General features: G+C 36.5%; 14 protein-coding genes and 1 riboswitch. Of the genes, 6 read left to right on the top strand and 8 right to left on the bottom strand.

What is annotated here, in order from left to right:
* Window positions 1–55 precede the first annotated feature (55 nt).
* Window positions 56–1249, bottom strand: coding sequence for a methionine gamma-lyase (gene megL / locus JUJ52_RS20675; RefSeq protein ID WP_374489088.1), 1194 nt, complete (start codon window positions 1247–1249; stop codon window positions 56–58).
* A 165-nt stretch (window positions 1250–1414) separates the two neighbouring features.
* Here megL and rarD point away from each other — a divergent pair, with 165 nt between their 5' ends.
* The 4 genes from rarD (at window position 1415) to JUJ52_RS20655 (ending at window position 6482) form a co-directional block, all read left to right on the top strand.
* Window positions 1415–2317: an EamA family transporter RarD gene (gene rarD, locus JUJ52_RS20670; RefSeq protein ID WP_205389139.1), complete on the top strand. Its 903-nt coding sequence runs from the start codon at window positions 1415–1417 to the stop codon at window positions 2315–2317.
* Window positions 2318–2452: 135 nt separating this feature from the next.
* A riboswitch (SAM riboswitch) is annotated at window positions 2453–2573 on the top strand.
* Window positions 2574–2727: 154 nt separating this feature from the next.
* On the top strand, window positions 2728–4479 hold the full coding sequence (locus tag JUJ52_RS20665) for a PLP-dependent aspartate aminotransferase family protein (RefSeq protein WP_026682611.1): 1752 nt from the start codon (window positions 2728–2730) through the stop codon (window positions 4477–4479).
* A 474-nt stretch (window positions 4480–4953) separates the two neighbouring features.
* The gene (locus JUJ52_RS20660; RefSeq protein WP_026682610.1) at window positions 4954–5853 is read left to right on the top strand and encodes an SGNH/GDSL hydrolase family protein; all 900 of its coding nucleotides are present in this window, start codon (window positions 4954–4956) and stop codon (window positions 5851–5853) included.
* Between the two features lie 5 nt (window positions 5854–5858).
* The gene (locus JUJ52_RS20655; protein ID WP_026682609.1) at window positions 5859–6482 is read left to right on the top strand and encodes a YpmS family protein; all 624 of its coding nucleotides are present in this window, start codon (window positions 5859–5861) and stop codon (window positions 6480–6482) included.
* Window positions 6483–7004: 522 nt separating this feature from the next.
* On the opposite strand, the gene JUJ52_RS20650 is transcribed toward JUJ52_RS20655, so the two are convergent.
* On the bottom strand, window positions 7005–7628 hold the full coding sequence (locus JUJ52_RS20650; protein WP_026682608.1) for a hypothetical protein: 624 nt from the start codon (window positions 7626–7628) through the stop codon (window positions 7005–7007).
* A gap of 329 nt (window positions 7629–7957) precedes the next feature.
* Here JUJ52_RS20650 and JUJ52_RS20645 point away from each other — a divergent pair, with 329 nt between their 5' ends.
* Window positions 7958–9580 carry an ABC-F family ATP-binding cassette domain-containing protein gene (locus tag JUJ52_RS20645; protein ID WP_166530473.1) on the top strand — a complete coding sequence of 541 codons (1623 nt, stop codon included), beginning with the start codon at window positions 7958–7960 and terminating at the stop codon, window positions 9578–9580.
* Between the two features lie 424 nt (window positions 9581–10004).
* On the opposite strand, the gene JUJ52_RS20640 is transcribed toward JUJ52_RS20645, so the two are convergent.
* Both JUJ52_RS20640 and JUJ52_RS20635 read right to left on the bottom strand, forming a co-directional pair.
* On the bottom strand, window positions 10005–10952 hold the full coding sequence (locus tag JUJ52_RS20640; protein WP_121603991.1) for an L-threonine 3-dehydrogenase: 948 nt from the start codon (window positions 10950–10952) through the stop codon (window positions 10005–10007).
* Between the two features lie 42 nt (window positions 10953–10994).
* Window positions 10995–12185 carry a glycine C-acetyltransferase gene (locus tag JUJ52_RS20635; protein ID WP_205389142.1) on the bottom strand — a complete coding sequence of 397 codons (1191 nt, stop codon included), beginning with the start codon at window positions 12183–12185 and terminating at the stop codon, window positions 10995–10997.
* A 354-nt stretch (window positions 12186–12539) separates the two neighbouring features.
* Here JUJ52_RS20635 and JUJ52_RS23480 point away from each other — a divergent pair, with 354 nt between their 5' ends.
* The gene (locus tag JUJ52_RS23480) at window positions 12540–12671 is read left to right on the top strand and encodes a hypothetical protein (RefSeq protein ID WP_255637811.1); all 132 of its coding nucleotides are present in this window, start codon (window positions 12540–12542) and stop codon (window positions 12669–12671) included.
* Between the two features lie 70 nt (window positions 12672–12741).
* On the opposite strand, the gene JUJ52_RS20630 is transcribed toward JUJ52_RS23480, so the two are convergent.
* Genes JUJ52_RS20630 through JUJ52_RS20615 form a run of 4 tightly spaced genes read right to left on the bottom strand, consistent with a single transcriptional unit; the run spans window position 12742 to window position 16104 of the window.
* Window positions 12742–13344, bottom strand: coding sequence for a response regulator transcription factor (locus JUJ52_RS20630; protein ID WP_026682604.1), 603 nt, complete (start codon window positions 13342–13344; stop codon window positions 12742–12744).
* Window positions 13337–14473: a sensor histidine kinase gene (locus tag JUJ52_RS20625; RefSeq protein WP_483887874.1), complete on the bottom strand. Its 1137-nt coding sequence runs from the start codon at window positions 14471–14473 to the stop codon at window positions 13337–13339. The genes JUJ52_RS20630 and JUJ52_RS20625 overlap by 8 nt, the downstream gene beginning before the upstream one ends.
* Window positions 14470–15207: an ABC transporter permease gene (locus JUJ52_RS20620; RefSeq protein WP_205389143.1), complete on the bottom strand. Its 738-nt coding sequence runs from the start codon at window positions 15205–15207 to the stop codon at window positions 14470–14472. The genes JUJ52_RS20625 and JUJ52_RS20620 overlap by 4 nt, the downstream gene beginning before the upstream one ends.
* The gene (locus JUJ52_RS20615) at window positions 15208–16104 is read right to left on the bottom strand and encodes an ABC transporter ATP-binding protein (protein ID WP_205389144.1); all 897 of its coding nucleotides are present in this window, start codon (window positions 16102–16104) and stop codon (window positions 15208–15210) included.
* Between the last annotated feature and the right edge of the window lie 133 nt (window positions 16105–16237).

Here is a 16237-nt window from a genome sequence, read left to right as displayed (position 1 = left end):
TCTTTAAAAAAAAACCTATACCAGCTACTACTAGCATAAGCGTATTATTTCTTCGCTACTTGTCATCTAGCTTGTTTAATGCTTGCTCCAAATCCTCCCAAATATCTTGCCAAGCCTCTAAACCCACCGATAAACGGATCAGTTGCTCCGTTATTCCCATCATGTCACGCTCAGCTTCTGGCACAACCGCATGTGTCATTGTTGATGGATGTTGTATAAGCGTCTCTGCATCTCCTAAGCTAACTGCAATTTTTAAAAACTCCAAGTTATTTAAGAACTGTTGAACATCGTATTTATCCCCAACTAATTCAAATGATATAACTCCAGCACCACGCTTCATCTGCTTTTGATATATCGCAAAATTTGGATGCCCCCTATCACCTGGATAATAAATAGTTGAAATCCTTGGATGAGTACCTAATTTCTCCACAATCTTTTCTGCATTATCTGAATGTCGATCAAGCCGAATCGGCAGTGTTTTCAAACCCCTTAATAATAGCCAAGCATCAAATGGCGAAAGAACGCCTCCAATATCTTTTTGTGTCGTCATGGCAACACCGTCAAGAAATGAACTTCTTCCTACTACCAAACCACCAATTACATCTCCGTGTCCGCCAATATATTTTGTAGCACTATGAACAACAACATCACAACCAAATTCCAGTGGTCGCTGAATATAAGGGGATGAGAAGGTATTGTCTACAACGACCGGAATATGGTAGCGCTTTGCAACCGTTGCTACCATTTGTAGATCGATCAGCTTCATGGTGGGATTAATTGGTGTTTCAATATAAATACAGGTTGTTTCTGGCCTTAGACAAGCCAAAACCTCTTCCTCACAATTCATTTCTGAGAAATCATGATTAATATGATACTTATCCTTTAACATGGATAACAATCCATACGTACAGCCATAAAGCCCGGAAGAACAAAGAATATGATCATTTGCTTTTGTTAGTGAAATTAATACCGCTGAAACGGCAGCCATTCCAGAGGAAAAAGCCAACCCTCGCTCCCCTCCTTCTAATGCCGCAATCCGCTCTTCCAAAAGCTGTACAGTAGGATTACCTAAACGCGAATATACAAAACCATCCTCTTCCCTTGCAAAACGCCGCTCTCCTTGTTCTGCTGAATCAAATGTAAAAGTAGAGGTTTGAAATAAAGGAGCTGCTAAACTTCCTAACATCTCTTCTGAATGATAACCTTCATGAACAACCTTCGTCTCCAATTGCTTTTCTTTCTTCTTCACATCCATTCCTCCTCACGTAAACTCTTGTAAACTGACCACCTATATATATCCTATTCAAATAAACGCATAAATGAATACGTTTTCTTTAGAGACGTTATCTTTGCTTTTTTTCTGGAGCAATTCTAAAATAGATTTACTTTATACCGGAAGAAGGGATGAAACCTTATGAACGCTAATCAGGATCGGAACGGTATGATCTACACATCATCAGCATACATATTATGGGGATTTCTACCAATCTATTGGAAGCTTCTTGACCATGTTTCTCCAGGGGAAACATTAGCTCACCGCATTATTTGGTCTTTCGTCTTCACATTTTTACTTGTTCTCATTATGCGTAAATGGTCGGATTTTACGAAGGAATGGAAGGAATTGCTTCATAATAAAAAGAAGCTATTTGGTATTTCTTTGGCTACGCTAGTAATTAGTCTAAATTGGTTAATATTTATTTGGGCCGTTAATAGTAATCATGTTGTTCAAGCAAGTCTGGGCTATTATATTAATCCACTTATAAGCATATTACTAGGAATTATCGTATTAAAAGAAGCCTTTACTTTCCGTCAAACTATTTCATTTATTCTAGCAGGAATCGGTGTGCTTTATTTAACGATAAGCTATGGTGTGTTTCCTTGGGTGTCATTATTACTTGCCATCAGCTTTGGACTGTATGGTTTATTGAAGAAAAAGGTCGATATCGGACCAATGATAGGGTTAACCATTGAAACCATGCTTATTCTCCCCTTCGCAATTATTTACCTAGCCATTTACCCTGATAACGCCTTTCAGCTTCATGAATTGTTTTCATCTACGAACCTATTATTAATGGGTGCAGGTGTTATGACAGCAATTCCCTTGTTACTGTTTGCAAGTGGAGCGAAACGCATTTCTTTAGCAATGGTCGGATTCTTGCAATATATTGCACCAACATTAATGTTATTACTAGGCGTATTTATATATAAAGAAGCCTTTACTTCTGCTCATTTAATTGCTTTCGCGTTCATTTGGATAGCTCTAGTAAACTTTATGCTTACGAGCTACCGAAGACCACTGAGGAAAAAGCATGTATAAAAAGATATAACATGCTCTAGGTTTTCTTACGTTTTGGCGATGGTATTATGCCTGCCTTTTGTTACGATTTAAAACTAGTGGTTGACAAAAGATTATGTACACCTATATAATATTCAATAATTTAGAAAAATACATCTCTTATCAAGAGCGGTGGAGGGAATAGGCCCTGTGAAGCCCAGCAACCAGAAAGCGATGAAATATTGCTTTTTACGGTGCTACATCCTACAGATCCATTTTATGATCTGGAAGATAAGAGGAGGAACGGTTAAATCCAAGCCCTCTTCTTAGGAAGAGGGCTTTTTCATTTTCCCCCTCTTCCTCCAGACACAAGGGTTGCTATTCAGTAACTGGCCACGTCAATACTAGTCGTGGCAATACAGAACTACAAACTATCCTAGGAGGAATGAATAATGGCAAAATTTCACCAGAAACAACCAGATACAGTATTACTACACGGAGGTCAGGTGCCAGACCCAACCACGGGTTCTAGAGCTGTCCCTATTTATCAAACAACATCCTATGTTTTTCGTGACACGGAGCACGCACAGAATCTATTTGGCCTTACCGAACCGGGCAACATTTATACACGGATAGGGAATCCTACCGTAGATGCTTTCGAGCAACGAATTGCCGAATTAGAAGACGGTGTAGCAGCAGTAGCAACAGCATCTGGAATGGCAGCTATTACCTTTGCTATCCTAAATGTTGCTAGTACAGGAGATGAAATTATAGCTGACAGTAATTTATACGGTGGTACTTATAATCTATTTGCAAACACACTTCCTCGCTATGGTATAACGGTTAAATTTGTTAATGGCAAGAACAAGAATGAAGTCGAAGCTGCTATCACAGATAAAACAAAAGCAATCTTCGGTGAAATTATTACGAACCCTAGTCTGCACATCTTTGATGTCGAGACCATTGCTGCTTTAGCTCATTCTTATAATATTCCTTTAATAATTGATAATACATTCGCACCTTATATTGCTAAGCCGATAGCATGGGGAGCAGATGTTGTGGTCCACTCCGCTACAAAATGGATAGGAGGACATGGTACGACCATTGGAGGTGTTGTCGTTGATGGCGGAAGGTTTAATTGGAATAACAGCAAATTCCCTGGCTTTACAGAACCAGATGAGAGCTATAATGGCCTCCGTTTCATTGATGTTGGTCCTGCGGCTTTTGCTACTAAATTAAGGGTACAATTATTGCGTGATATTGGTGCGTGTATTAGCCCGCATAATGCGTTTTTACTATTACAGGGTTTAGAAACCTTGCATCTTCGTATTCCTCAACATAATAAAAATGCACAGATAATTGCCGAATACTTAGCTAAAAATCCTGCGATCGAATGGGTGAACTACCCAGGTTTACAAAGCCATTCATCAAACAAGCGAGCTAAAAAATATTTTAGTGAAGGTGCTGGATCTATCATCACTTTTGGAATTCGAGGGGGGAGAGAAGCTGGACGACAATTAATTGAATGTATTGAATTATGGTCACATGTAGCTAATGTTGGTGATGCAAAATCACTAATTATTCATCCTGCTTCAACAACGCATCAACAACTAACCGTTGAAGAATTAAAAACTAGTGGTGTTACGGAGGAAACAATTCGTCTATCGATTGGTTTGGAGTCTGTTACCGACTTATTATACACCTTAGATGCTGCTATCGCTGAAGCTACTGGCGAAGCAAAAACGATAACAACCAATGATTCCGTCGCTATCAGTTGGCTACTTAGCTCTCCGTTTGATCGTAATAATGGAAATATACGAAAAAAAACCATTGCCGTATACGGCTGGGAAGATGCAGGAGAGAAAGAAAGGGAAAAAGTCAAACAGCTACAATCTATTGGTTTTGAGCTTTATTATATAAGTCATTCAACAACTGAAGAATCTCAGCATGTGTTCAGAGACTTATCAGCTATTCCAACTGAGCTTGATGCTGTATGGTTTCTCCAATCAGACCTCCCATCAGGTGTTATCGAACAAGTTATAAATAAACAAGGAAAAATAGTATGGTTGGAACAGCCTTATCAAAATAGTACTTTAGAATATGCCAAAGCAGCTGGGATCACTGTTATTACCGCAAAAAATCCTTATGACGAGTTTTTAGCATTGCGATCACAAGACGATGCTTCTGACCTCACTCATGTTTGAACGAGCAAACAGTATGCTGGAATCAAACTAATTTTAGAAATTTAGAACTAATTATTTATGTAACAAAACTGTTTCACTTTTAGAAAGGAGGTTTACTTTTACTACCGATTGGAAAAATTATAAATAACCTTCCCTTACTGATCGCCTGTTATTGAAGGCGATCTTATTTTATCCCGTATATAACTGGCAGTAAGATCCCTACTTCAAGCAATAAAGTAAAACCAATATGGGTAAATGTGGGGATCGACTGTCAGTAAATGTCCGATTAATTGAAAGTCCTTTAGGTCATACCCTTGTGGTACTAGCAATCAGTAAGGGATAGACAAAAGCCCCAGCGGATTGAGGTTTCACTTTATTTCCTTCATTGAACAAGTTATGAAGTACATATATATAGGAAATACTTTCGAATGTATTTTATACATGAGACAATTAAGAAAAAAGGTTATGAACATAACAGCATAGGTGTGAGTAAACATGAAGAAAAACTACTATTATTTCGGTGCTATTTTTGTGATGCTTTTAGGGATCAGTCTTATCTTTTTCCTGACACATCAGCCTGACCCAAAGTTAAATGATGTTATCATTTCGGAGAAAGACAGTAAAACAAATGGGGATCAGCAGAAAGAAGCGACTAAGACAGATCAAGATGAAAAACAAGATGATCAAACGGAAGAAAAGCCATTCTCCGAAATGGTAGTAAGTGCTGTTGAACAAACCATTCAGTTCTTTTCAAATAAAACACATGTTACAGCAATAGGTGATTCCCTTACACAAGGAGTTGGCGATTCAACCGCACAAGGTGGATATGTAGGGATTTTGGAACGGGCTATTAACAAGGATAAAAAAGTAGTAACATTCGATAATCTAGGTGTCCGCGGTAATCGCTCTGATCAGCTGCTTAAAAGACTGGATAAACCCGAAGTTGTTTCCTCGATTAAGCGATCTGATATAGTATTAATAACTATCGGAGCCAATGATATAATGCAAGTCCTTAAGCAGAACATTACCAATTTAAAAATGGAAGACTTCACGAAAGAGCGTGCACAATATCAAGAAAGATTGCATCATATCTTTTCCAAAATTGAAACAATTAACCCGAAAACAAAGATTTATTTATTAGGATTTTATAATCCATTCCAAAAATATTTTAAAGATATAAAGGAATTAGGAATCATTGTTGAAAATTGGAATAATACAGGGAAAGAAATAGCAGCTAGCAAAAAAAATGTATCGTTTATTCCGACAAAAGATTTATTTGATAACACAGATGAAAACCTATTTGCAGAAGATAATTTCCATCCGAATCACCTCGGCTATAAGCGAATGGCCCAGCGTGTATTGGATTTCCTAACAAACGAAGATGAAAGAGGATGAGTAATATGGCAGAAAGAAACGTACGTCGATCTAAGAGGAGTAAGTGGAAAAAGCGGTTTATAGGCTTGCTTTCATTAAACATTGTCATATTAATCATTATTTTAGCACTTATTTTTTGGCCAGTACCACGTGTAGATTATCCGGCTCAACATGCAGATAAAGCTGATGAAAGCTCAGAATTTGTCGTTCGTACGACGAAACAAAATTTGAATGAGTTAATTAACGCATATATCGATCAAATGCTCAACGATACAAAACATCGCTATCGAATTGAGTTAGGTGAGGATGTACATTTAATTGGTGAATTACCAGTATTTTCAACAACCGTACCATTATCTGTTCATTTAGAGCCATTTGTTCAAGATAATGGCGATATTATATTAAAGCAAAGATCGATCTCTATCGGATTACTTGAATTACCAAACCAAAAAATTATGGAGTATATTGATAAATACTTACCAATGCCCGAATGGGTAACGGTAAATCCAAAAGATGAAGCTATCTATGTTGCAGTTACAGATATGAAGCTAAAAAGTAATTTTCAAGTAGCTGTTGAGCATATTGACCTTGACGCTAATAACTTAGCATTCAAATTCCGCGTACCTTACCAAACTTTAGGTATCGAATAGTTTTAAAGCCTATCGTTACTGTCTCATTACAGAAAAAAAGCGCAAGCGCTCGATTAGAAATTTAGCAACTGGAGCGAGTCAACGGAGATAAAGGAATCACGGTGAGCTTGCGAGCCGATGACGACTTATTGTGGGACGATTCGTGAGGTCGCCTAGTTTTTGGGCGCTGGAGCTTACCGCAGCTCAACACGTGCCTATTTATCCATAGGCTCAAATTTTAAAATTTCCAAGACTACAACAAAAGCTGGACGTTGTTCGTCCAGCTTTTTTCTCATGAATAATACGGTATAAACTAAAACTTTAATCCGTGGGGATCTTGTTTATCCCTCACCGATTCCATTACCATAATAGTATACCCTAAAAGCCTTTGAACAAATTGAACATTTACCGGCAGGTATATATGAGGAATAAATGATCATTTTGTGGCTAATTTCACTTAAAAGCAGTGTAGCAAATGCTTCGCTTCGGATTGAAATACATCCTATTATCAGCTAATATATTAACTTAAATTGACCTTTTTACTTAACGGATAACAAACCGTTTTACTTTTGAAGATAATAAAATTAAAAATGATTGCTTTGTCTTTTCTTCAACAACTATAGTACTTAAAGATTCCTGATTCCCGAACGGATAATCGCCTAGCTTACCTTTATAAATCAATTCCATACCTTCGTGATTCCGAATATCAGCAGGTGTAATAAAACAAGCAGGTTTCTTCAAGCTAAAAGATGGTACACCTCTTAGAACAGTCGCTACAAATTGTGAACAAAATAGTGCACACTTTCGATTAATTTCAATTTGTAACAATATACCAAATAGCCCAATAAAATTATATCTATATTTATGCTGTTGCCTTTCAATATCCTTAATATTTTTTACTATTTTCTCACACTCATGATCAGCTACTGTAAATTGATAAACGGCACAGTCTGATTTCTTCATAAAATCACTACGAATATCCTCTTTAACAAATCCTCCAATGAATGGATTTCTCGGCCGCTTCCGTCCAAAACTATATACTTCTGTTAATTCATGATCAAAGCCAATAGATACATGGTTTAAAGACTGCTTCGTAAAGAAATTTATCGCTTTAGCTAAATTAGTACCTGTATCTGTAAAGAGAAAATAGATGACCTTCTCTCCCAATAAACACCCCTCCCCCCAACTTCTATTATAATGAAGAAGCGAATTTAGGTAAAACCCTTTTCTATTCTACTATTACAAATAATTGTAAATTATACAAGTTAATTTTTTATTGTGACAAAAACGTAAGAAACACGTATGAAGTCTCTTGCATTGATGTTATGGTTCATGTTTCTAGTTAACGAAATCTACCCCGTACATCATAGCAAGAGTTTTTATGTCTAGACCTATTCAAAATTCATTGTTTAATCATGTCTAAACATTGACGAAAGCCTAGAAATAACGTAAGCTAACCATGATTACAATTATTATATTGGAGGAAATTAACAAGCATGATTAATGTTTCTAATGTTAGTTTACGATATGGCGATAAAAAATTATTTGAAGATGTAAATTTAAAATTCACTTCAGGCAATTGTTATGGATTAATTGGAGCAAACGGCGCAGGAAAATCAACGTTTTTAAAAATTTTGTCAGGTGAGATAGAACCTCAATCTGGACATGTATCGTTATCACCTGGTGAACGACTTGCTGTATTAAAACAGGATCATTTCGCCTATGAAGATAATCAAGTACTTGAAACAGTTTTGATGGGCCATGAAAGGCTATATGCTGTCAAACAAGAAAAAGATGCTATATATATGAAAGGTGATTTCTCAGAAGAGGATGGTATGCGAGCAGCTGAGCTAGAGGGAGAGTTCGCAGAAATGAATGGTTGGGAAGCAGAATCTGATGCAGCAGTCCTTCTAAAAGGCCTTGGAATTAAAGAATCACTACATGATAAGCAAATGGCTGATTTGTCTGCAGATGAAAAAGTAAAAGTATTGCTTGCACAAGCATTATTTGGTAATCCAGACATCTTACTACTGGATGAGCCAACGAATGGATTAGATATTCATGCTATACAATGGTTGGAAGAATTTCTAATTCATTTTGAAAATACTGTAATCGTTGTATCACATGACCGTCATTTCTTGAATAAAGTGTGTACACACATTGCTGATGTCGATTATGGAAAAATCGAAATTTATATTGGTAACTATGATTTCTGGTACGAATCAAGCCAATTGGCTAACAAAATGGCTCAGGAAGCTAACAAAAAGAAGGAAGAAAAGATCAAGGAGCTACAAGCATTTATTGCACGCTTTAGTGCGAATGCATCTAAATCAAAGCAAGCAACTTCTCGAAAGAAATTACTGGATAATATAACACTAGATGACATTAAACCATCGTCCAGAAAATACCCTTATATCTCCTTTACCCCCGGTCGCGAGATAGGGAACGATTTATTACGAGTCGAAGGGTTAACCAAAACGATAAATGGAGAAAAAGTGCTTGATAACGTTAGTTTTACAATGAACAAGGATGACAAAATTGCTCTTGTAGGAAAAGATGACATTGCTAAAACAACATTATTTAAAATTTTGATGGGCGAGATGGAACCTGATGCAGGAACCTATAAATGGGGTGTGACCACTTCACAGTCCTACTTTCCGAAAGATAATGCTGCGTACTTTGAAAATAACGACCTTCCTTTGGTTGATTGGTTACGTCAATATTCGCCAGAGGATGAAACAGAAACATTTTTACGAGGGTTCCTAGGTAGAATGCTTTTCTCTGGAGACCAAGCACTAAAAAAAGCAAATGTGCTTTCCGGTGGTGAGAAAGTTCGTTGTATGTTATCCAAAATGATGTTAAGTAATGCGAATGTACTTCTATTAGATGAACCAACGAACCACTTAGACCTAGAATCTATTCAATCATTAAATAATGGATTAATTAAATTCAAAGGATCCATTCTGTTTACGTCACATGATCATCAGTTCATACAAAGTATTGCAAATCGCTTAATTGAAATCACACCAAACGGTTTGATTGATAAGGAAATGAGCTATGACGAGTATGTTCAGGACAAAGAATTGCAAGATAAGATTGCCAAAATGTATGCAAGTTAATTAGCTCTAAAAAGTGGTTACGCTGTACCTATGTGATCATAAAGAGGCTTGAGACAAAAGAATGAAGAAACAATAAAAAAACGAACGCTAATTAGTTGAAATTAATTATTGTTCGTTTTTTGATTAGAATCATTCATTTAGCACCTGAAATAAGCGAAACTCCGGCGGGAACAGCACGAGTCCGAAGATCCACTTGGTAACGTGTTTTTCTTTACCAAGTTAGCTGAGATCCGTGCCCGCGGAAAGCGCGTATAGTTTCATGGTGCGGCGATGATATTCCTATTGATAACATGATTATTCGTATTTTGAGTAAAGAAGTTGTGTCTTGTCCCAGCCTCTTCTTTGTCAATATCTTTTTGTATCGTCCTCTGTTGTTTATCCCGATATAACGGGCAGTAAAACCCCCACTGATGGAAGTTTCACTTTATTTTACAAATTTCATACTCACCTTGTTAAGCATTTCATTCGTCATTTTGTCAAGGTCATATGCTGCCTTAAAGCCCCATTCTTCCGTGGCTGCCGAAGAATCGATACTATTTGGCCAACTGTCTGCAATTCGCTGCTTAACAGGATCTACCTGATAATCCAGTTTAAAATCTGGGATATGCTTTTGTATAGACTTAGCAAAGTCCTCAGGTGCTGCTGAGATAGCAGAAATATTAAATGCATTTCGATGCTTTAATTTGTTTGGATCTGCTTCCATTAACTGGATAATGGCATTTAACGCATCTGGCATATACATCATATCCATGTACGTCCCTTCTGCAATGCAAGACGTGTAGGTTTTATGCTTAATAGCTTCATAATAGATTTCCACCGCATAGTCTGTAGTTCCGCCACCTGGAAGCGTAACATGAGAAATCAAACCAGGATAACGAACTCCTCGCGTATCTACACCAAACCGGTGATAATAATAATCTGCTAACAATTCACCAGATACTTTGTTGACACCGTACATGGTTGTTGGACGCTGTAACGTATCCTGTGGTGTATGATCCTTAGGTGTTGTTGGTCCAAAAGCACCTATCGAACTTGGGGTAAAAAACTGTAAATTCAGTTCCCGAGCAGTTTCTAATGCATTAACAAGGCCACCCATATTAATATGCCATGCTAATTTTGGATTCTCCTCAGCTTTAGCAGATAATAGTGCTGCTAAATGCATGACAGTATCTACATTATATTTCTTAGCAACACTATATACTTGATTAGCATCCGTTACATCAACAAGTTCAAATGGCCCTTCTGCAATGATCCCTTCTGCCTTACGGATATCTGTCCCAATAACATTTTCTACACCATATGTTTCTCTTAATTTAACGACAAGCTCTGAGCCAATTTGTCCCAAAGCTCCTGTGACTAAAATTTTCTTCATTTCACGATATTCCTCTCTATTGTTACACAATTTCCCGCTGTTTTATATAATCCCTAATTCCTTACCAACTTTCTCATACACTTGAATTGCCTTATCTAGCATTTCCTTCGTATGTGCCGCACTTGGCATATTTCTTACTCTCCCTGTACCACGTGGTACCGTTGGGAAGACGATAGACTTCGCATAGACACCTTCCTCATTCAAACGCTTACTGAATGTTTGTGTCGCATTTTCATCACCAATGATACAAGGTGTAATTGGTGTTTCACTATCACCAATATCAAAGCCTAGCTGTTGTAATCCGTCTTTCAAATAATTCGCATTCTCCCATAGCTTTTCATTTAATTCCGTACTCTCCATTAATATTTCTACTGCCTTCGTACTAGCAACAGCATCAGCTGGTGACACGGCAGTAGAAAATAGAAATGGACGAGAGCGTACCTTTAACCAATCAATTAAGTTAGCTTTTCCTGCAACATAACCACCTATTACGCCAATGGCTTTTGATAATGTACCCATTTGGAAATCAACTTTATCCTGTAGTCCAAAATGCTTCACGGTTCCAGCTCCCTTACCTAATACACCAGATCCGTGTGCATCATCAACGTAAGTAATAAGATCAAATTCCTCTGCAATTTCTACAATTTCAGGGAGCTTGGCAATATCTCCGTCCATTGAGAATACACCATCGGTAATAATCATAATTTTATTATACTGACCTGATTCAACCGCTTCTTTAGCTTTTTCACGTAAATCATTCATGTCCGAATGATTAAACCGTATTATTTTTGCTTTTGATAAACGACAGCCGTCAATAATAGAAGCGTGGTTTAATTCATCAGAAAGGATGGCATCATGCTTATCCATAACTGCAGAAATAGCAGCCATATTGCAATTAAAACCAGATTGAAACGATATAACTGCTTCTGTACCTTTAAATGCAGCAAGCTTTTTCTCTAATTCCAAATGAAGATCAAGCGTACCATTTATTGTCCGAACGGCACCTGCACCAACACCGTGTGAGTCCACTGCTTGCTTTGCTACTTCCTTTAAGCGTTCATCAGTAGCAAGCCCTAGATAATTATTAGAGGACAAATTAACTAATACCTTCCCATCGATTGTTATCTCCGGACCATTTGCACCTTGGACTGGGTCAATTTCATTATATAGACCTCGTTCTTTTAAATCTGCAATATTGTCATTTAAAAAAGAATCTAATGCTTTACTAGTCATTTTTAATTTTTCCTCCTTATTATGTAAACGATTTGCAGCTAATGAATGAAACAGCAACAATGTTTATCATAAACAACTGTTTCGCTTCATAGTATTTTATACACGATTATTTCTTCTTCAGTTTAACATAAAGCCTGAAAAATGTTTAATGAGATAAGTCGTATGAAACTGTAGGATATTGGAATAGTAGCGGCTGACTTTTTCTTTTCTTTATGTTTTACAATTACCTGTTAAAAATGCTTCAATAACTTACAAATTTGTAAGAATTCCCACAAAAAATGTCATAAAAAACTATGGTTATTAAAAAACATTTTTATTATACTGAGTATAGAAATCACATATGGAGGAATAAACATGAAGAAAGTTCTTGTTGCCATGTTTGCTATCTTAATTATTACTTTCGGAATTTTTGGATATGTGGAATTAAATGATGATTCCAATGAAATAGTGGATAAAAATCCTAATTCTATTAAAGTAAATTCATAATATACTTCTAAACCATGAACCTACTAAATTCTACAGCTGATCATTTAACACTTACTATTCTACTTACTTTTTATATCCAGCCCTTATTTCTAGCAATTTCAACCGCTTCTATGCGGTTTTTTGCTGCTAGCTTTTGGATAATCTCTGATATATAGTTTCGTGCCGTACCGTAGGACAAATATAATGTACTTGCTACTTCCTTCGCAGTTTTTCCCATGGCTATAAGTTGAAGTATTTTTTGCTCCCGCTGATTTAAAGGGTTTTCATCTTTAAGTATTCCTACCATTAACTCCTGACTATAAACCTGCTTCCCTGCTGCTACCTGGCGTATACCTGCAGAAAGTTCATCAATAGAACGATCTTTTAATAGGTAGCCATCAATGCCTAATTTTAGTGCTTTTTCAAAATAACCAGGTTTTTGGAAGGTAGTTAAAATGATAACTTTCGGACCATTCTCTATACGCTTTACATAGTCAGCAACTTGCAACCCATCCATTACAGGCATTTCAATATCTACCAAACAGATATCTGGGTTTAAGGTTTGAATAAGCTTTAATGCTTGTTCGCCATTAGTTGCCTGACCAATCACTTCCATATCCTCCTCTAAATCCAATAAAGAACTGAGCGCCCCCAATAACATTTTTTGATCTTCTGCAATTACAATTCTATACATATGTTTCCACATCTTTCTTTACTTTAGGAACCTGCATTTCCAGTACACTACCATTCGTAGTATGTACAGTCAACGTTCCATTAATTAAAGATAACCTCTCTTTCATCCCCTTTAAACCATTCCCTTCTCCCCATTCCCGGGATTGCCCAATTCCATTATCTGCCACGATTAAGTATGTATTTTCAACTGTATCCTTTAAATCAATCCAACAATAAGATGCTTTACTATGTTTTACAATGTTTGTGACCGCTTCACGTAGGCATAAACTAAGCATACTCTGCTCGACTATTGGTAGACTCTCCATATGAATATTTATATTCGTATGAACTTGTATGTTAGCAGTTTGTAAAATATCTTGTACATAAATAAGTTCTTCCATAATGGTATGAGACTTCATACTGGTTACTAATTCCCTCACTTGATCCAGCGCTATCCTAGATGTTAATTCTATTTCCTTAACCTCTTGTTTAGCCCTGTTTTTATCTTTTGTTATCAAACGTTCAACTAGCTGACTTTTCAGGGTAATTAAAGACAACGTATGGCCAAGCGTATCATGTAAATCACGGGCAATTCTTGTTCTTTCTTCCCGTTTAACTAGCTCTTTTATTTTTGCATTAGCTTCATCTAGCTCGCTTTCCAACTCCATTCGTTTATTCATTGAACGTATTCCAAATGGGGCAGCAAGAATTACCACTACAAAAGGGAGGGCGTTCAAAAAAGGAAATGAATGTGTAATATAACCATGGTATACCAATGGTACTCCAATTGTACATGCAAGCCAGCCCCAGGCAATATGGAATTGCTTTTTCTCTAAGTACCATGAAATAAAGTTTACAGTAAAAAAACTTAAGTACATAAAATTATAATGATAAAAAATACTTTGGATACAAATAATCACCATTTGTATGCCTAGCCATATAGAAAAAGACGTATGACTAGTAATGTAGTAGAGTTGTCGATATGATACAGTAAATAATATTAATAGAAAGAAACCTAATAATTTCTTCATCCCCACCTCATCCCACAGAAATGAAATAGGGATAAATAAATATACTAAAAATATGTATGGATATAAGCCATATTTGAATGGGAAAATGGAAAACCTGCATTGCTTTACCAAGCTAATCACACCACCTCTTGTCTACGTCTTATATAGGTTGATAATATCATAAATAAACCCGTAAAGAAGAAAAGAATTAGCATATTACCCCAATGTGGAGTATTCCCTCGTATTATTTCCCAGGGACCATTAACAAAATTATAGGAGGGTAACCACTCGGCTATTGCTTGCAGCCACTTAGGCATAGCATCTAAAGGCATCCACATACCACCTATTAATGCTAATGCCAGAAAAAGGATATTACTTACACCATTTGCAGTATCCACTTTTTTCATAGTACCAATGAGTGTCCCTAATGTTAAAAATGCAAAAGAACCTATTATAATCCACAAACCACTTATTATCCATTGCATAGCAGTTAGGGAAACACCATTTATTACAAAGCCAGCCAAAAATATTACAATAATCGATAATAGATGAATACAACTTTGTCCAATCATTTGACTCAATAAATAGGTTGCATTAGACAGAGGAGTCACTTTTATAAATTTGATCCAACCAGTCGACTTCTCTTGAACCATCCGTATACCTAGTGACATGATACTTGACCCCATCACACTAAATGTAGTCATCGACATTAAATAATGTGACGCCCAGAGTTCTTCATCACTCACTCCAACATTTATCACGTTTGTAAAAACAAAATAAAAAATGACAGGAATACATAGAGACCAAAAAACATAGTACGGATTTCGAAATGCCCTTTTCATCTCGGCCATAGATTGATAATATAAGACTCTCATTTATTTACTCCTTTCTTTGACTAAAGTGTGAAAGACATCTTCCATCTTGCCTTTATCAATTTGAATATCGTATGTGTTTGTTTGATGTTGAGTAATGTAAGAAACGATAGAGTCGGTATCCTTGGTCTCAATATATATTCGGTCGTATCGTTGTTCAATACCGATAATAGCTGGGTGCTTCAATTGAGGTATTCCCGTATCATTATTTATTTTGAATGATACATACTGTTTTGAGAGTTTTTCTTTTATCTCGTCTGAAGAACCATTAGCAATTACACGTCCTTTATTAAAAAGAATAATTCGATTAGCGATATCATCAGCTTCATGTAAATAATGTGTCGTAAAAATAATCGTCTTTCCTTGGTTTGCTAGTTGAGTAACTCCTTGCCAAAAAGATGCCCTAGATATCGCATCCAAACCATTAGTTGGTTCATCCAGTATAAGCACTTCTGGATTACCCGCTACTGCTAACGCAAAATTCACCCTTCGCTTTTGACCACCTGATAAATATTCAACTTTATTTTGAAGCTCTTTGGTTGTTAATCCTGTTATTCTTATCATGTCATCCAATAAAAGTGGTTTTGTATAATAGGAACGAAATAGCTTAAGTAGTTCTCTAACAGTTAATCTATCCATTAAGCCTGTTTCCTGAAGCATAACACCAATTCTTTGCTTAACAAGTTGATTTCTTGGGTCCATTCCTAGCAAACGAACCGAACCAGCTGTTGGTGTTAGTAAACCTAAAATGATGGATAAAATGGTTGTTTTACCAGCGCCGTTTGGCCCTAACAGGGAAACTACTTCACCCTGTCTAATTGAAAATGAAACAGTATCTAATGCACTAACCGTAGTATATTTTTTACTTAATCGATTCACTTCGATTATCTTACTAGACATTCTACATCAGCTCCCTTTTCCTAAGTTTAGTAGATATAAGTGCGTAAATTTTAGTATAGTATGTCACAAAGTATAGTTGACAGTTGTCATTTTTTAACCGCAGATATCACAAATGCATTTTTCTGCTGAAATA

This window comes from Virgibacillus sp. AGTR (assembly GCF_016919725.2).
GTDB classification, from domain to species: Bacteria; Bacillota; Bacilli; order Bacillales; family Amphibacillaceae; genus Virgibacillus; species Virgibacillus salarius.
Note: the sequence above shows the minus strand (reverse complement) of the source record. Positions and strands in the feature narration are given on the sequence as shown.